This is a genomic window from Legionella wadsworthii DSM 21896 = ATCC 33877 (assembly GCF_000701265.1).
Classification (GTDB): domain Bacteria; phylum Pseudomonadota; class Gammaproteobacteria; order Legionellales; family Legionellaceae; genus Legionella; species Legionella wadsworthii.
In genome coordinates this window covers 655,631-671,970 of the sequence record NZ_KL370759.1, presented here as the reverse complement: position 1 = coordinate 671,970, position 16,340 = coordinate 655,631, and the positions used below count along the sequence as shown (strand labels likewise).

Sequence of the window (16,340 nt, the reverse complement as noted above, 5' to 3'; positions counted from 1 at the left end):
ATATGCGGGATTTAGTGGGCTATGGCCCCAATGATAGTAATTTTACTTGGCCAAATAATGCGAAACTTGCCATTAACTTTGTAATAAATTATGAGGAAGGCTCTGAATTAAGCCCCATCCTTGGTGATGCACAAGCAGAATCCCTGGGTGCCGATTTCCCCTTTATTTCTCAAACCAAAGGGAAAAGAAATCTAAGTATAGAATCATTTTATGAATATGGCAGTCGTGTGGGTATTTGGCGGCTGATACGCTTATTTGATCATTACAAAATTCCGATAACCTTTTTTGTTACTGGACATGCTCTCGTACTCAACCCATTATTTTCTGAATATTTGGCACAACATCATCATGAAGTAGCAGGTCATGGATGGCGTTGGATAAACTATTCAAATATTCCCAGGAATATCGAAAAGAAACATGTCCTATTATGTATAGAAACCATAGAAAAATTAACCGGGCACAAAGCAAGAGGTTGGTACACAGGGCGAAAAAGTGAACATACACGTGAGATTTTACTTGAAATCGGGAATTTTATTTATGATTCAGACAGCTATGCTGATGAATTGCCTTATTATATTGATAACCATCTAATTATCCCCTACTCATTGGATTGTAATGATTTTCGATTTGCAATAACTCCAGGTTTTTCTGATTCCAATGCTTTTTATAATTGTTTAATCAATACATTTGAATATCTCTATCAAGAAAAGCGTCTCGCAATGATGACCATAGGTTTACATCCACGTCTTAGCGGGAAGCCCGATCGCTGTCTTATATTAAGAAAATTTCTAGAATATCTTCTGAAATTTCAAGACATTTGGATAACAAGACGAATTGATATTGCCCAATATTGGTTCCGAATTAACCCTCCGACATAAAATAAGTAAATGTCTCAATACTTCATTTTTAAACAGATATTTGTCGAACCTGATCTAATGAAACTTGGCCTATTCCGCATACATTTAATTTTAAACCTTCTCCATTTTGACTAAGGCTTACACTGTCTATATTTCCATACACCATCGTTTTTAAAAAAATTCTTTTTCCACCACTCCTTCCATAAACTTCAATTGGATATTTCCCTTCTGGCATTCGACTATGGTTATTTCCTGTACCATCCCAACTGAAATGACACAAGCCCATAGCAGGTTGTCCCAAAGGAATTATTTTTAATATATCACCCGATTCTGAGTAGATGAACGCGTTTAAATCACTAAGATTTGGTCCAACATCCACGGCCATCTTAGAAGAGCCCTCCGTACCTAATTGTAGAATACTGCTAGGAACCAGAACTTTACGGCCCACCAGTGCCGATGCCTGTAATGCCTTATTTGATTGCAGGGAAGTGGCCATTTTATGCAATGATTCTTGCATTTTATCTGTGCCATCCTTGGTATTAAATTGTGTGAATTGTGAACGAAATTCGTCATTAACTTGTTGTTGTAAGGCATCCTGACTTTGGATTTGGGCTACCATTAAACGTAGAAAATCTTGTTGTCCTAAGTTATTTTTTTCTTGGGGATCCAGGAAATTATTAAGATTAGAATCTGCATTAGAATCATTCATTGCATTAATAGACACACCTTTCTCTTGGTTTTTATAAAAATGTATTTAATGTTTTATCACAAAGGACGTAAAGAGCAAACGTTGTGCCTATATCAAATAAATGAGAAAATACGAATTTATGACTTATATAAATAGATTGAAGCGATGTCAAAGAACAATACCCTTCCTGAAAATGCCATAGATCAAGTAAAACGCTACCTGTTGCAATTACAAAATAGTATTTGTTCGGCAATTGAAGATTTAGATAATCAAGGTCAATTTATTGAAGATGCCTGGACACGTGCATCAGGGGGTGGTGGAATAAGTCGCGTTTTAACCCAAGGCGCAATCTTTGCCAAAGCAGGAGTCAATTTTTCGCATGTTTCTGGAGAACAACTTCCCCCTTCAGCCAGTGCACATCGTCCCGAATTAGCTGGCAGAAATTTTCATGCGCTCGGGGTCTCATTGGTCATCCATCCTGACAATCCCTATGTACCTACATCCCATGCTAATGTTCGTTTTTTTCTCGCCGAGAAGGAAGGAGCAGAACCTGTTTGGTGGTTTGGAGGCGGATTTGATTTGACGCCTTATTATGGGTTTGAAGAAGATTGCCGCCATTGGCATCAAATCGCCTGGCGCGCATGCAAACCCTTTGGTTCAGCAGTATATCCCAAGTTTAAAAAATGGTGTGATGAGTATTTTCATATCAAACATAGAAACGAGGCTCGTGGGATTGGAGGATTATTTTTCGATGATTTTAATGAAATAAGCTTTGATCACAGTTTCGCGCTGATGCGAAGCATAGGTAATCACTTTCTAGACGCCTATGGGCCAATAGTCGCTCGCCGTAAATCGCATCCTTTTGGAGAAAGAGAGAAAGCATTTCAAAACTATCGAAGAGGCCGCTATGTAGAATTTAATTTGGTTTATGATCGCGGGACCTTATTTGGACTACAATCCAATGGGAGGACAGAATCCATTTTAATGTCTTTACCCCCTGAAGTTACCTGGCAATATAACTGGCAACCTGAAGCACATAGTGCGGAAGCCAAACTTTATACTGATTTCTTGCCACCTCGTGATTGGTTGGCATAATCATAAATCAATCCAGATTACTCGTATTCTCCTTTTTTTGTGCAGATTCTCCTTAGATATTTTTTAGCTAACAGTGCTGCAAAAGCATTGAGCAGGCTTAAAATGAAAAAAATCTGGGGAATGTCTGCACTAAAATGCAATAAACCCATAACCATAAGTGTCCCTATAACCATAAATAACGAATTATAAATATTATTTGTAGCAATAATTCGAGCTCGAATATGAGGCGGACTCACAACCTGTAAATAGGTATATAGGGGAACAACAAAAAAACCTGAACTAAAGGCCAGCATCAATAAATCAAAAGCAATACGCCAATGGCTAAAGCGCATAAAAAAATTATTCAATGATAACAGTGAATTATGATCTTTTACTGGAGTTGCCCAGTACAGGTCCATAGAAAAACAGGTCACAGCGAACATAGCCCATGGAACAATATTCAGATTTATTCTACCTTTGAAAATAAAATTTACCGTGATGGAGCCCATCGCAATACCGATAGAAAATAAAGCCAGAAATAAGGCAAAGACACTATTGTTTGCCCCTAATACGTAATTTGTATAATCAGGTAATTTAGTAAGAATTACTGTTCCTAACAACCAAAACCAGGATAAAATTAAAATGGATAAGAAAATCCCAAATTGCTCTGTGGCTTGTTTTAACATGTGATATGTGACACGCCATATCTGTATATCAACCTTTATTTTCAAAGAGGACGATGGGGCTCTGGGGATAAACATACTGGAAGTTAAACCTGCCAGGGCAATAAAAATAGTCATAAAAACAGCTAAATAAGGTTTGGAATTTGTAATACCTATGGCTAAAGATCCCATAGTTGTACCCAATAAAATAGCAATAAAAGTGCTTGCATCAATTAAGCCTGTCGCACCTAATAATTCTTTCTTTGATAAATGATCAGGTAATATGGCATATTTTATGGGCCCAAAAAAAGTCGAATGGACTCCAAGGCCCGTCAAGGTAAACATCATAAGAAAAATATTACCCCAATATAAAGAAAAGCTGCCTAAAATCATTAAAAACAATTCTAATGCTTTTATCATCCGGGTCATTAAAGCTTTGTCGTATTTATCTGCTAATTGTCCCGACGTCGCTGAAAGAATAAAAAAAGGGATAATAAATAAAGCGCCCGCTATTGCCTGATAGAACTCAGACTGTGCCTGATTATGAGTTAAATGATAACTAATTAAAGTGAGCATGGCGAGTTTGAACGCATTATCGTTAAAAGCACCAAAGAATTGGGTTAGAAAAAAAGGTAAAAATTTGCGTTCTCTTAGAAGGTAAAAAGCACCCGAGCCCATCGGTAAAACTCCATTAGTTAATATAACCGTTCATCTATTGTTTAAGAAAAAATAGATACTAACTGAACGGTTATATTTCTGCATCTGATATTAATAGAAAACTTGTACTCGTGACTGATTTAACTTGGATGCCGATGGCAGAATATGGTTATGCTTTAAAATTAAATTTTTAAGTTTATCATGTGATTCAGCTTCACGAATAAGCTGAGACAAACCTAGCTTTGAAATTTTATTATCAGACAAATCAACATATTTTAAATTTTTATTAGACTTTAAAGCTTGGGCTATCATTTCTGCTCCAGCATCCCCTAACCTATTACTTTTTAAATTGAGGTGCGTTAAAGAATGCGATTCCGTAATCATTGCAGCAATTTCTTGTGCACACGCTTCATTGAAATTATTGTAGGATAGATCCAAAAATCTCAAACCAGGATGTTTTAAAATAAAAGGCCGTAATCGTTTCACGCCACCGACCCCAAAATCATTACAACTTAATAATAATTCAGTTAATTCGTCATTCGTATCGATTGCGTCCAATAAACACTGCACTCCTGCATCTCGCAACCAGTTTAATGAGAAATCCAAAAGTTTTAATTTCTTTTTATTCAAAGAAGAAAAAAAATTTCTGGGAATTTTTTCCCCAATCCAGTTATCTACAAATTGGACTGCGGACAAATTTTTATTCGGTAATGACTCAAGTAAATAACCCAAATGATCTGTATCAATATGGTTTGCATTAAAAGAAACTTCACTCAATCTCGAGGATAATTTTAGGATATCATGTAATGCCAAATAATCAGTATCGTTGAACTGAGAATGATGAATACTAATTTTTCTGATTGATTTGCATTGTTTCCTCTTTGCTTTTAAGTAACTGTGAAGATGGGGAAGCGCCTTATGGTTTTTTAATTGAAGAAGTTCTATTTCCTCGAGCTTTCCATGCTCATGTTTCAGCCGAATTGTCATATCACATCCTTTGTAAATTAGAATCATTAATAAGTTTAGATGATATTTTTATTTTGGATGGTCAGGACAAAAATTTTTTAGCACCTCTCACCGTTACATAGGATTGTAAACTTTTTTAATCCTGGCAGATTTTTAGGATCTACTGATACCACCCGTATACCCTAAGTGCAGTACATCGGGTGGAAAATGGTGACAAAAACAGGAACTAGACTTGATTGATTAACCGACTCAACACATTCCCTGGCCCTACTTCGATAAAGACATTTTCCCCTTTATTTTTTAGATAACGAATTGATTCAGTCCAGCGCACAGGATGGGTGATTTGTTTGACCAGGTTCTCTTTAACACTATTCGCTGCATAGGGTTCCCCAGTAACATTGGCCAGGACACATAGCTTAAAGGGCGAAAATTCAAATGGTGTAATAAACTTTGCAAATTCATCTGCAGCAGACTGCATATAACGCGAATGGAATGCTCCGCTGACCTTTAAGGGCACACACATCAAAGCTTCCTGGGCTAATATTTCATTTGCTTTGGCAATGTCTTCAGCAAGACCTGATAGAACAATCTGTTTTGGTGAGTTAAAATTAGCAAAATCTACCGAGTCCAAGTTGTTGTGATTGAGTAAAAATTTTATTCGTTCTTCCGGTAAATTAATTACAGCAAGCATTCCCCCACCACTAGCCTGAGCCATTAACTCGCCGCGTTTTTGCACAAGTTTCAATCCCGTTTCAAAATCAAACACTCCTGCACTGAATAAAGCGGCATATTCTCCCAAGCTGTGCCCTATAAGATATTGGGGCAACGGCTCTTCGGCCGCCCTTGCTAAAAAAGAGAGCGCCTCAATAATATACAATGCAGGTTGTGTGTACTCTGTATTATTAAGTAATTGGCTCGGATCTTCTAAACATAACTCTTTTATAGAATACCCTAAAATCTCATCAGCTCGCTTTATTTGATCCGGAAAATGAGAAAATAATTCAATTCCCATCCCTTTAGCCTGAGATCCCTGTCCAGGAAACATATAGGTAGTCATAGATACTCCTTTCCAATTTAATACTCAGAGAGTAATGAGAAATTATAAATAATGCCATTAAATCAAGAATAAAGAAATTAAATCGAAAAATTTTCCTTATCCTTCGCTGCACCGGCTATGGAGTGTAAATCATATTATTAAGAGATGAGGGGCATCTTATCGCTCTTCAATAATGGAAAGGATATTAAACGCCATTGGGTAAAAAAATTGTTCCTTCTAAATAGAGGCGACACATTCCGTAAAGGAAAACACGATCTTCCTTTACCTCACAGGCCAATTTCCCTAGACGGGAACCACCTTGACTTGCTTCGATACGACATTTATTAAGTTGTTCACACCAATATGGTGCTATAACGCAATGCGCTGAACCGGTTACTGGATCCTCTGGAACATTACACCCCGGGTAAAAACAGCGAGAAAATACATCACTATTTATTCCAGGAGCAGTTAGAATGAGACCTCTATAGTCTAATCGAGCTACGGCATCTAAGTCAGGAGCGGCTAATTTAACATCATTTTCGTGCTCATAAACAAACATCAAGTCAAATTTGCTTTTTAAAACTTTCTGCGGTTTTTTTAAATTAAGCTGCAGCAATTCCGGTGTCAGATCAATTGAATCAGAGGGTAAAGCCGGAAAGTCCATCATGATTCCCTGACCATGTCTTCGAACAATCAGTTGGCCACTCTTACAATTAAATTTTATTTCCTGTTCTTTAAAGCCTAATTTTTCAAAGATAATGAACGCACTGGCAAGCGTTGCATGGCCACATAAATCAACCTCTTCATTGGGGGTAAACCATCGGATGTAAAACCCGTCGCCTTCAGGTACAAAGAATGCAGTTTCTGATAAATTGTTCTCAGTAGCAATATTTTGCATTTCTTCATCAGTCAACCATTCATCTAAAGGACAAACTGCTGCAGGATTTCCTTCAAAAAGATTTGATGCAAAAGCATCCACTTGATACATAGATAAGTTTTTCATACCACACCCCAATTCGCATAAATAAGGATAAGTTATATGAAGATAATTTAAAAAAATTCAAGGGTGTAGACTTATTATCTATAGAAATTGACAATAAAAAGGATTTTAATGGTTAATAACCTTACAAATAAGGCAATAATCCATCCTAGTTTGATACAAGCCAAATTTCAGAAATCCATTGCATGAGAAGCAACCCAGGTTTTGGCGAATCCTTGGCCTAGGTTATACTTAACACGCCGTGATAGCTGAGAGTATTTGGTCGTTACTTACTTATTCAGTAATAATTGTAACGTCTTGTGCTTTTAATCCTTTAGGTCCTTTATCAAGCACAAAGGATACAGGATCATTCTCATGAAGAGTTTTAAATCCAACACCTTGGATATCTTTATAATGAACAAAAATATCGTCACCGTTTTCATTAATGATGAATCCAAATCCCTTTTTCTCATTGAACCATTTTACATGGCCCGTTTCTCTTTGCGACATTAGCTATCCCCTTTGTCTTAAGCTCTACTATCCAATCTAGTACAAATGTTTATTTTCAGCTCAAAAATATTTACTATTAAGCGCTGAGTATATATAAACAAACACATATGTAGGAAAAAATTCCATACATATAGATTAGCATAGCAGCTTTTTATTGATTGTTAAGGATTTTTTAAAAAAATCCTTATCTTTATAATTTTTTTTTCTAATGGAAATACACAATGAATCAGATGAAATCAGCTTTTATAAAATTAGCACTTGATTGCAACGTATTAAAATTTGGAGAATTTACTTTAAAATCAGGACGTATTAGTCCCTATTTTTTTAATGCCGGTTTGTTCTATCAAGGAAACGCTCTACGGTTATTAGGTGAATTCTATGCCCAAACATTACTAGAACAAAAAGCTCCATTTGAACACTTATTTGGACCAGCCTATAAAGGGTTACCGCTAGCCACCGCAACTGCTATTGCATTAGCTGAATTAGGAAAAGACACTACTGTTACATTTAATCGAAAAGAAGTTAAAGATCATGGGGAAGGAGGCCAATTGATCGGCGCACCTTTATCTGGAAAAACCATTATCGTTGATGATGTCATTACTGCGGGTACTGCCTTTAGAGAGTCCCAACAATTAATTAAGGAAAATGGGGGGCAATTATCTGGAGTGATTATTGCTTTAGATCGTTGTGAACAAGGAACAACAAAGGAATCCGCTTTATCGGAAATTAAGGCACAAGGAATTGATGTTTACTCAATTATTAATTTATTTGATTTAATTGATTACCTAAAAAAAATAGATCAAAACGAGCAAGTCAAAAAGCTTGAGGCATACCAATCCATTTATGGTTGCTAGTTCTGACTCTATAGAAATTCTATCTATTGTAATATTTCCATAAAATCCATATTGATAGGAGTCCCGCGCTGGCGGGGATCCACTTCTCTACCAATTGATGACCAATAAAATATTGACTGCTAAAAAAATACACTGTACTATTGCTTTAATGTTTTAACACACTAATACATTACCATGAAAACACATACTACTGTCAAACACACGGCACTTAATGATCTGATGCAGGCCATCAGCTTGCTTGAAACTAAAGAAGAAGCGTTGCGCTTTTTTACTGATCTATGTACTCCTGCTGAACTCGAAGCGATGGCGGATCGTTGGCAGGTTGTTCCATTATTGAGGCAAGGCATCCCCTATCGCACCATTCATGAACAAACGGGCGTCAGTGTCACCACAATCACTCGTGTGGCACGCTGTTTAAGTTTTGGTACTGGTGGATATGAACTCATTGCTAAGAAATTGGAGTTACCATGAAAAGCCGTTTACGTTTAGCATTGCAAAAAAAAGGACGTTTGTCTGAAGAGTCTTTAAGCCTTTTACAACGATGTGGTTTAAAATTTAGAATGAAACCAAATAGTTTGCTGACGCATGTAGATAATTTTCCTATTGATTTACTTTTTGTACGTGATGATGACATTCCCATTTTAGTATTCGATGGTTTATGTGATGGAGGAATTGTAGGGGAAAATGTCTTACTGGAAGCTTCGCTGTCTAATCCGCAGAAATTATACAAAACATCTGCGATATTAGGGACTTGTACCTGCCGTTTATCCATTGCGGTTCCTGAATCCTTTGAATATCAAGGTCCAGGAAGTCTGGACGGCAAACGTATCGCTACCAGTTATCCTAATTTACTCAATCAATATTTAAACGACAAAAAAATATGTGCCGAAACCCTTGTGTTATCGGGTTCAATTGAAGTCGCTCCGCGAATGGGTATGGCTGATGCGATTTGTGACCTTGTTTCAAGCGGTCAAACTTTAGAAGACAACAAACTCAATGAAGTCGATACAGTACTATTAAGCCAAGCCGTATTAATACAGAGTGATCAGTCCTCATCTATGTTCCAAGACTTGTTTGACATGCTTGCAAGAAGAATCCAAGCAGTACAACAAGCTCAGGAAAGAAAATACATCGTTTTTCATGCCCCTAAATCTGCCCTCCAATCCATTGCGGAAAAATTACCTGGCGCCGAATCACCCACAATTCTGCCTTTGCCTGGAAATATAGATAAAGTAGCCGTTCATGTTGTTTCAAGTGAGCGTGTATTTTGGAATACCTTAGAAACAATACAAGCACTAGGGGCCAGCTCCATTCTAGTGTTACCTATTGAAAAAATGTTGGAGTAGTATGATGTTACCGATTATAGATTGGCAATCTCTTTCCGAAGATAAAAAGAAAACTTGTTTGGCTCGGCCAGTTCCAAAAAACTCCTTTAAAAATACCGTACAAGAAATTATTAATAAAGTACGTCACTTAGGAGACCAGGCATTATTTTCATTTACGGAGCAGTTTGATGGCGCACGTTTAGATAATTTGCAGGTTCCAAAAAATACAATTGAAAACGCAAGTATAAGTAGACAATCCCTGGCTGCAATAAAAAATGCCATTAAAACCATTACCATCTACCATCAAGCTCTTTTACCTGAAAATAAAAATATATTGACTGCACAAGGAGTAAATATATTAAGCACGTACAGGCCAATTCAACGGGTGGGTTTGTATGTTCCAGGAGGAAATAACACCCCATTAATATCCTCTTTATTAATGCAAGCAGTTCCTGCCTTTGTTGCTGGATGTCCAATCAAAGTATTTTGTACCCCTCCTGATGCTTCAGGTTCAATCAACGAGCATTTATTGGTCGCTGCGAAACTATGCGGCATAGAGACCATCTATGCGCTTGGTGGGGCGCAAGCCATTGCTGCTATGGCATATGGGACTGAAACCGTTACTAAAGTCAATAAGATATTTGGGCCTGGAAACAGTTATGTCACAGAAGCTAAAACGATAGTTGCCTCAGATCCATGCGGAGCTGCTATAGATATGCCCGCAGGACCTTCAGAAGTGATGGTTCTTGCCGATTGTCAGGCAAACCCGGCATTTCTGGCTGCTGATTTATTGGCACAGGCAGAACATGGAGTTGACTCTCAAGTTCTATTAATTTGCGACAGCTTGAACATGGCCGAGCGGGTTAATCAAGAATTGCAAACTCAATTTAAAACACTATCAAGGGTACATATTATTCAAAAGGCATTGGCAAATAGCCTGATGATTGTGTGCCCGGATAAGAAAGAGCAATTAAACATCATTAACACTTATGCTCCGGAACATCTAATCATCAATCGTGACGATGCAGAATCCTGGGTAGATGGAATATCATCAGTGGGTACTCTATTCCTCGGACCATGGGCTGCGGAAACTCTCGGGGATTATGTAACCGGATCGAACCATGTTTTGCCGACTAATGGATTTGCTAAAAATCATAGTGGCCTTAGTACACTCGATTTCCTAACGCACTTCAACGTGCAAACGATTAGCAAAGAAGGAATTGAAAACCTAGGTCCATCGGCAATTGCTTTGGCTCAAATTGAAGGATTGGATGCGCACGCACAAGCCGTTCAAATCAGGCTTGACTCACTGGAGATTTAAATGTCCATACTCAGATTGGTTCGTCCTGAACTATTGAAAATTCAACCTTATTCTTCTGGTAACTACTCCAAGACTCTTCGGTTACATGCAAACGAACTTCCATGGTCTGCATTAGAAAACTCGATTCATTTAAATTTTTATCCTGAGAAAGACCTACAGGACCAGCTTCAAAAGCAATTAGCACAATGTTATCAAGTGGATGGAGACCAATTGATGCTCACTCGAGGATCAGATGATGGTATTGATCTGGTCACTCGCTTATTTTTAAATCCAGGACAAGATGCATGCATGCAATTCTCTCCGACGTTTTCCATGTATTCTTTTTATGTTTCTTTACAGCAAGCACAACTTATTGAATGTCCATTAAATTCTTTAAACAATTTTCAACTTCGCTCAGGTGATATCCGAAGACATTGGCAAAATAAGTGTAAGGTCATTTTCCTGTGTAATCCCAATAATCCAACAGGAAATTTATTTGGCCTGGATTTCATTGCAATGCTTTGTGAGGAATATAAAAATCGTTCGGTTATTGTCGTTGATGAAGCATACATTGAGTTTGCTGAGGCTCAAAGTGCAACATGCCTTATTCCACAGTTTGATAATTTAATTGTCTTACGTACGCTTTCTAAAGCATACGGTTTAGCCAATCTGCGTTTGGGGATTATTTTATCTCAGGCCCATATTATCAACACACTGAACAAAATTATTGGTCCCTACCCTTTGTCCAATGTCGTCCTTGATTTAGCGCTACGTGCAATAGAACAATCAGATTGGTTTTCACAATCACTAAAAACCATTAAAGGATTGAGAACATGCCTCATTAAGGAATTACAACAATGTACTCTGATTGAGAAAGTATATCCATCGCAAACCAACTTTGTTCTAGTTAAAACACAGTATGCGAAAGAATTATTTTCTTGGTTGGCCGATCAAGGCATCGCGATTAAAAGTTTTTCTTCAAACTCTTCCTTACAGGATCATCTACGAATCACTGTAGGGAGTGCGTTGCAAAATGAATTATTAATTCGTGCTGTGGCTGCTTTTCAAAATAATGTTTCAGGAAAACAAAATGCAAAAAATCTTATTTATTGACCGTGATGGAACCTTAATTGAAGAACCTTTTGATTTTCAAGTAGATTCCCTGGATAAAATTAAACTGGCCCCCCTTGTCATTCCAGCATTGTTGGAATTACAAAAAGAAGGCTATCGATTGGTTATGGTGAGCAACCAAAATGGAATTGGTACACCTGCATTTCCAGAAGATGATTTTATAATTTGTCATGATTTTACCCTGGATCTTTTTTCTTCACAGGGTATTTTTTTTGATGAAATTTTTATTTGTCCGCACATGCCAGAAGACTGTTGCTTGTGCCGAAAACCCAAAACAGGTCTTTTAGATCAATTCCTTAAAGAAAGGACAATCAATAAGTCATTTTCTTGGGTGATTGGAGACAGAGATACCGATAGAGAACTTGCTGATAATATAGGGGTTAAATTTCTACCCGTTTCTAAAGAGCATGGATGGGAGCAAATTGTACAAAAAATACTAAATCAAAAAAGAACGGCAGCGATTCAAAGAACAACAAAAGAGACAAACATCGAATTAAACTTGATTTTAGATATGGATCAGATTGGCTCGATTAATACCCCTATACCATTTTTTAACCACATGTTGGAACAAGTAGCAAAGCATGGCGGCTTTAATCTGGAGTTATACGCCAAAGGCGATATTGAAGTAGATGATCACCACTTAATCGAGGATACAGCAATCGCTTTGGGAGAAGGGTTAAAAAAAGCCTTGGGAGATAAATGGGGAATTAATCGTTATGGTTTCATCTTACCCATGGATGAATCTTTAGCTTCTATTGCCATAGACATTTCAGGCAGAGGATTTTGCGAATTCAAGGGTCAATTTACCCGTGAATTTGTCGGGGGTATGGCAACAGAAATGGTTCCACATTTTTTTAACTCCTTAGCAACTGCGCTTGGAGCAACCATTCATATTGAAGTTAAAGGACAGAACCACCATCACATGATTGAAGCATGCTTCAAATCATTAGGAAGGGCTTTAGCGCAAGCCTGTATGAAAACAAATAAATTTTTGCCTTCTACCAAGGGTGTTTTATGATTGCCATTATCGATGTCAGTGGGACAAACCTAACTTCTTTAGGAAATGCAATAAAAAGATTGGGTTTTGATTTTCAATTAACCCACGATGCCAAAAAAATCAAGCAAGCAAGCCATGTGATTTTGCCAGGAGTAGGCACTGCAACTTACGGTATGGAAGCTTTACGGCGATTCGAACTGATTGACACCATTGTATCGCTCGAACAACCAATGCTAGGAATTTGCCTTGGCATGCAATTATTACTTGAATACAGTGAAGAAGGTGATGTTTGTTGTTTGGGAATGATTCCTGGGAGAGTACAACGTTTCCCTCACCAGGAGGGTTATCCCGTGCCCCACATGGGGTGGAACCAATTGCACTGGAGCAAGGAAACATTTTTAAAGCAAGGATTAAAAGAGAATGATTATGTTTATTTCGTTCACAGCTATGCGCTTTTTGAAAGCGATTATGCTTTAGCCTATTGTGATTATCGAGAGCCTTTTGCTGCAATTATTCAAAAAAATAATATTTGGGGGATGCAGTTTCACCCAGAAAAATCTGCAGAAACAGGTTTGAATCTCTTAAATAATTTTTTGTCATTTAAGGCAAATTGACATTTTCTAAACAGTCTGAGATGTCGCAGTGATGCGATAAATCAGATCAATACAATGAATTAAAATATACAGGAGGCTGTATGATCCTTATCCCCGCAATTGATATCCAAGCAGGTCGTTGCGTCCGTTTACGACAAGGACAATTTGATCAAATGACTCAATTTGATTCATTACCAGTGGAACGTGCCGCTTACTTTGCTCAGTTAGGTGCAAAGCGATTACATGTTGTGGATTTAGATGGTGCTCGCACCGGAATCATGAAGCATCTTCCTCAAATTTGCGACATGCAAAACACAGGAATTACAGTACAGGCAGGCGGAGGAATACGTTCTCTGGAACAAGCTTTACTTTGCTTTTCGTCAGGTATATCCAAATTGGTTATTGGCAGTATCGCCCTTACAAATGTTGAATTAACAGCTCAGATTATCAAAGAAATCACGCCACAGAATATAATTTTGGCTTTGGATATTCACATGCAAAATAGCATACCAATGCCTGCCATTCATGGTTGGCAAAAAAGCACCACCCAAAATTTATGGGATATTGTGGCTTATTATGAACAACTCGAAGTACAACACATACTTTGTACCGATATTGCTTGTGATGGGATGATGTTAGGACCCAATTTTGATTTGTATCAAGAAGCAGTAGAACGTTTCCCTGCAATAAATTGGCAAGCTTCGGGTGGAATTCGAAATCCTGAAGACATGAATCGATTGAAGGATTTAGGTCTGTCTGCAGCCATTTTGGGATTAACATTGTATCAAGACAATTTTGACCTTAGATCCTTGTTAATATAGATATAAACTCGGGTACAGCGCAGGTGCCCAGATTTTGGATAATCCTGGTTTTCCTGCACTGCACCCCGGCTACAACACAATGCGAGTACCTTATGTTGACCAAAAGAATTATTCCTTGTCTTGATGTACGAGACAATCAAGTGGTAAAAGGCGTTAAATTTCGCAATCATCGTATAGTAGGATCTATTCTCGAACTCGCAGCGGAGTATTCAAAATCTGGTGCAGACGAATTAGTATTTTATGATATCACTGCCAGTTCAGAACAACGGTTAGTATGTCCTCAATGGGTTTACCAAGTGGCTGCAACAATTAATATTCCGTTTACGGTTGCAGGTGGTATTCGCTCCTTGAATCAGGCAAAATCGATACTAAATTCCGGGGCCGATAAGATATCCATTAACAGCCCGGCATTAGAAAATCCTAAATTAATAGATCAATTAAGCAAGGATTTTGGAAGCCAATGCGTTGTCGTCGGGATTGATAGCCAATGGATTGAAGATAATTATTATGTATATCAATATACAGGGGATGAGAAGAAAACATTAAATTCCCAACGCAAAACAAGCGAATGGCTTAAAGAAGTGCAAGATCGAGGTGCAGGGGAAATTGTATTAAATTGTATGCAATCGGATGGTGTGCGCAATGGCTATGATGTACTTCAGTTACAAAAAATGCGTCCTTTGTGTCATGTACCCTTAATTGCATCAGGAGGTGCAGGAAAAATAAATGACTTCGTCCAGGTTTTTCTTGAATCTCGGGTAGATGGCGCTTTAGCTGCCAGTATTTTTCATGACAAAATTTTAACGATAAATGAAATTAAATCAGCTCTTAAAAAACAAAAGATTGAGGTACGACTATGATTCATATGGAAATTAATTCTCTAGATTGGAAAAAAATGAATGGCTTGTTACCAGCCATTGTGCAAAATGCCGAAAATGGCGCTGTGTTGATGTTTGGATATATGAACCAAGAAGCATTAATTGCGACCCTCACTACGGGCCAATTGAATCTCTACAGCAGAAGCCGCAAGCGTTTGTGGCGCAAAGGAGAAAGCTCCGGCAACAGCATGTCGGTTCAACATATTAGTGTCGATTGTGACAATGATAGTCTTTTAATCCAAGTTTTACCTAAAGGACCAGCATGCCATTTAGGACATACCACTTGTTTTCAACCCGAGCATCACTCTAATCTGGGATTCGTTCATGAATTAATCGAATTAATTAATGAGCGTGTTGATTCAAATAATGAAAACAGTTATACCATGCAATTATTTGAATCCGGCATTTCCCGATGTGCCCAGAAAGTAGGTGAAGAAGCTGTTGAAGTGGTTATTGCAGCGGTAAAAAATCATCGTGAAGACTTAGTTAATGAATGTGCCGATTTAATATTTCATTTGTTTGTTTTATTAAAGACATGCGAACTTAATTTTTATGATGTCTTACAGTGTTTGCGCGATAGAGATAGTTCAGCTTCTATTCAAAAAGGTATTACAGAGTAACCTAAGTTCGTGCTACTGTTTGTACAAATCTTTAGAAAATACAGCCACCTCTGCCACTTCGATATCCTATGCTCTATTTCCTATCCTCGACTTCTCGCGGCTTGCCCGCGGGATCCTATGCTCTCCGAGCCCTGGACCCCGCGAACAAGTCGCGGGGCGTAGGGAGAAATATTCTGCGTCAAGTCGCGGAGCGTAGGGAGAGATATTCTGCGTCAGGTCGCGGAGCGTAGGGAGAGATATTCTGCGTTAAGTCGCGGGCGTAGGGAGAGATATTCTGCGTTAAGTCGCGGGCGTAGGGAGAAATATCTGTGTGCTGTTCGTACGAATCTTAAGAAAACCCAGCCACTCTGCCCTTCGATTTCCTATGCGCTATTTCCTATACTCGACTTCCC

General features: G+C 38.1%; 18 protein-coding genes. 12 read left to right on the top strand and 6 right to left on the bottom strand.

The window, feature by feature from the left end; translation table 11 throughout:
• Nucleotides 1-2: 2 nt before the first annotated feature.
• Nucleotides 3-878: a polysaccharide deacetylase family protein gene (locus BU07_RS0109070; protein WP_031565353.1), complete on the top strand. Its 876-nt coding sequence runs from the start codon at nt 3-5 to the stop codon at nt 876-878.
• A 28-nt stretch (nt 879-906) separates the two neighbouring features.
• Here BU07_RS0109070 and BU07_RS0109065 read toward each other — a convergent pair whose 3' ends face one another.
• A complete protein-coding gene (locus tag BU07_RS0109065) occupies nt 907-1,581 on the bottom strand; it encodes a flagellar hook assembly protein FlgD (RefSeq protein WP_031565351.1) in 675 nt (224 codons plus the stop codon).
• A 129-nt stretch (nt 1,582-1,710) separates the two neighbouring features.
• On the opposite strand from BU07_RS0109065, the gene hemF reads away from it, so the two are divergent.
• Complete coding sequence (gene hemF / locus BU07_RS0109060) at nt 1,711-2,640, top strand: oxygen-dependent coproporphyrinogen oxidase (protein ID WP_031565349.1); 930 nt, start codon at nt 1,711-1,713, stop codon at nt 2,638-2,640.
• A gap of 17 nt (nt 2,641-2,657) precedes the next feature.
• Here hemF and BU07_RS0109055 read toward each other — a convergent pair whose 3' ends face one another.
• From BU07_RS0109055 to BU07_RS0109035, 5 genes are all read right to left on the bottom strand, one after another.
• A complete protein-coding gene (locus BU07_RS0109055; RefSeq protein WP_031565348.1) occupies nt 2,658-3,959 on the bottom strand; it encodes an MFS transporter in 1,302 nt (433 codons plus the stop codon).
• A gap of 90 nt (nt 3,960-4,049) precedes the next feature.
• Complete coding sequence (locus BU07_RS0109050) at nt 4,050-4,925, bottom strand: leucine-rich repeat domain-containing protein (RefSeq protein ID WP_031565346.1); 876 nt, start codon at nt 4,923-4,925, stop codon at nt 4,050-4,052.
• Nucleotides 4,926-5,130: 205 nt separating this feature from the next.
• Nucleotides 5,131-5,961, bottom strand: a complete 831-nt coding sequence (gene fabD, locus BU07_RS0109045) for an ACP S-malonyltransferase (RefSeq protein ID WP_031565344.1) — start codon at nt 5,959-5,961, stop codon at nt 5,131-5,133.
• 184 nt (nt 5,962-6,145) lie between these two features.
• Complete coding sequence (locus BU07_RS0109040; RefSeq protein ID WP_031565342.1) at nt 6,146-6,943, bottom strand: PhzF family phenazine biosynthesis protein; 798 nt, start codon at nt 6,941-6,943, stop codon at nt 6,146-6,148.
• 270 nt (nt 6,944-7,213) lie between these two features.
• On the bottom strand, nt 7,214-7,429 hold the full coding sequence (locus tag BU07_RS0109035; protein WP_003631957.1) for a cold-shock protein: 216 nt from the start codon (nt 7,427-7,429) through the stop codon (nt 7,214-7,216).
• A 221-nt stretch (nt 7,430-7,650) separates the two neighbouring features.
• Here BU07_RS0109035 and pyrE point away from each other — a divergent pair, with 221 nt between their 5' ends.
• The 10 genes from pyrE to hisIE all read left to right on the top strand — a co-directional run bounded on the left by pyrE (nt 7,651) and on the right by hisIE (nt 15,948).
• Nucleotides 7,651-8,283 carry an orotate phosphoribosyltransferase gene (gene pyrE, locus BU07_RS0109030; protein WP_031565340.1) on the top strand — a complete coding sequence of 211 codons (633 nt, stop codon included), beginning with the start codon at nt 7,651-7,653 and terminating at the stop codon, nt 8,281-8,283.
• 174 nt (nt 8,284-8,457) lie between these two features.
• A complete protein-coding gene (locus tag BU07_RS0109025; RefSeq protein ID WP_031565339.1) occupies nt 8,458-8,754 on the top strand; it encodes a YerC/YecD family TrpR-related protein in 297 nt (98 codons plus the stop codon).
• Complete coding sequence (gene hisG / locus BU07_RS0109020; protein ID WP_031565337.1) at nt 8,751-9,629, top strand: ATP phosphoribosyltransferase; 879 nt, start codon at nt 8,751-8,753, stop codon at nt 9,627-9,629. The genes BU07_RS0109025 and hisG overlap by 4 nt, the downstream gene beginning before the upstream one ends.
• A 4-nt stretch (nt 9,630-9,633) precedes the next feature.
• Nucleotides 9,634-10,929, top strand: a complete 1,296-nt coding sequence (gene hisD, locus BU07_RS0109015; protein ID WP_031565335.1) for a histidinol dehydrogenase — start codon at nt 9,634-9,636, stop codon at nt 10,927-10,929.
• Entirely contained in the window at nt 10,930-12,021 is a 1,092-nt protein-coding gene (hisC, locus tag BU07_RS0109010) for a histidinol-phosphate transaminase (RefSeq protein ID WP_031565333.1), read from the top strand. It abuts the gene before it with no gap.
• Nucleotides 11,999-13,057, top strand: coding sequence for a bifunctional histidinol-phosphatase/imidazoleglycerol-phosphate dehydratase HisB (gene hisB / locus BU07_RS0109005; RefSeq protein ID WP_031565330.1), 1,059 nt, complete (start codon nt 11,999-12,001; stop codon nt 13,055-13,057). Before hisC ends, hisB begins: the two co-directional genes overlap by 23 nt.
• On the top strand, nt 13,054-13,650 hold the full coding sequence (hisH, locus tag BU07_RS0109000) for an imidazole glycerol phosphate synthase subunit HisH (RefSeq protein ID WP_031565328.1): 597 nt from the start codon (nt 13,054-13,056) through the stop codon (nt 13,648-13,650). Before hisB ends, hisH begins: the two co-directional genes overlap by 4 nt.
• An 80-nt stretch (nt 13,651-13,730) precedes the next feature.
• Nucleotides 13,731-14,450 carry a 1-(5-phosphoribosyl)-5-[(5-phosphoribosylamino)methylideneamino] imidazole-4-carboxamide isomerase gene (locus tag BU07_RS0108995; RefSeq protein ID WP_031565327.1) on the top strand — a complete coding sequence of 240 codons (720 nt, stop codon included), beginning with the start codon at nt 13,731-13,733 and terminating at the stop codon, nt 14,448-14,450.
• A gap of 92 nt (nt 14,451-14,542) precedes the next feature.
• Nucleotides 14,543-15,310, top strand: coding sequence for an imidazole glycerol phosphate synthase subunit HisF (gene hisF / locus BU07_RS0108990; RefSeq protein WP_031565325.1), 768 nt, complete (start codon nt 14,543-14,545; stop codon nt 15,308-15,310).
• Nucleotides 15,307-15,948 carry a bifunctional phosphoribosyl-AMP cyclohydrolase/phosphoribosyl-ATP diphosphatase HisIE gene (gene hisIE, locus BU07_RS0108985; RefSeq protein ID WP_031565323.1) on the top strand — a complete coding sequence of 214 codons (642 nt, stop codon included), beginning with the start codon at nt 15,307-15,309 and terminating at the stop codon, nt 15,946-15,948. The genes hisF and hisIE overlap by 4 nt, the downstream gene beginning before the upstream one ends.
• Nucleotides 15,949-16,340 lie beyond the last annotated feature (392 nt).

Bases quoted from the DNA above. Each gene is read 5' to 3' on its own strand.
- BU07_RS0109070 (WP_031565353.1), top strand. From the start codon at position 3: ATGCGGGATTTAGTGGGCTATGGCCCCAATGATAGTAATTTTACTTGG.
- hemF (WP_031565349.1), top strand. From the start codon at position 1,711: ATGTCAAAGAACAATACCCTTCCTGAAAATGCCATAGATCAAGTAAAA.
- BU07_RS0109055 (WP_031565348.1), bottom strand. From the start codon at position 3,959: ATGGGCTCGGGTGCTTTTTACCTTCTAAGAGAACGCAAATTTTTACCT.
- BU07_RS0109050 (WP_031565346.1), bottom strand. From the start codon at position 4,925: ATGACAATTCGGCTGAAACATGAGCATGGAAAGCTCGAGGAAATAGAA.
- fabD (WP_031565344.1), bottom strand. From the start codon at position 5,961: ATGACTACCTATATGTTTCCTGGACAGGGATCTCAGGCTAAAGGGATG.
- BU07_RS0109040 (WP_031565342.1), bottom strand. From the start codon at position 6,943: ATGAAAAACTTATCTATGTATCAAGTGGATGCTTTTGCATCAAATCTT.
- BU07_RS0109035 (WP_003631957.1), bottom strand. From the start codon at position 7,429: ATGTCGCAAAGAGAAACGGGCCATGTAAAATGGTTCAATGAGAAAAAG.
- pyrE (WP_031565340.1), top strand. From the start codon at position 7,651: ATGAATCAGATGAAATCAGCTTTTATAAAATTAGCACTTGATTGCAAC.
- BU07_RS0109025 (WP_031565339.1), top strand. From the start codon at position 8,458: ATGAAAACACATACTACTGTCAAACACACGGCACTTAATGATCTGATG.
- hisG (WP_031565337.1), top strand. From the start codon at position 8,751: ATGAAAAGCCGTTTACGTTTAGCATTGCAAAAAAAAGGACGTTTGTCT.
- hisD (WP_031565335.1), top strand. From the start codon at position 9,634: ATGTTACCGATTATAGATTGGCAATCTCTTTCCGAAGATAAAAAGAAA.
- hisC (WP_031565333.1), top strand. From the start codon at position 10,930: ATGTCCATACTCAGATTGGTTCGTCCTGAACTATTGAAAATTCAACCT.
- hisB (WP_031565330.1), top strand. From the start codon at position 11,999: ATGCAAAAAATCTTATTTATTGACCGTGATGGAACCTTAATTGAAGAA.
- hisH (WP_031565328.1), top strand. From the start codon at position 13,054: ATGATTGCCATTATCGATGTCAGTGGGACAAACCTAACTTCTTTAGGA.
- BU07_RS0108995 (WP_031565327.1), top strand. From the start codon at position 13,731: ATGATCCTTATCCCCGCAATTGATATCCAAGCAGGTCGTTGCGTCCGT.
- hisF (WP_031565325.1), top strand. From the start codon at position 14,543: ATGTTGACCAAAAGAATTATTCCTTGTCTTGATGTACGAGACAATCAA.
- hisIE (WP_031565323.1), top strand. From the start codon at position 15,307: ATGATTCATATGGAAATTAATTCTCTAGATTGGAAAAAAATGAATGGC.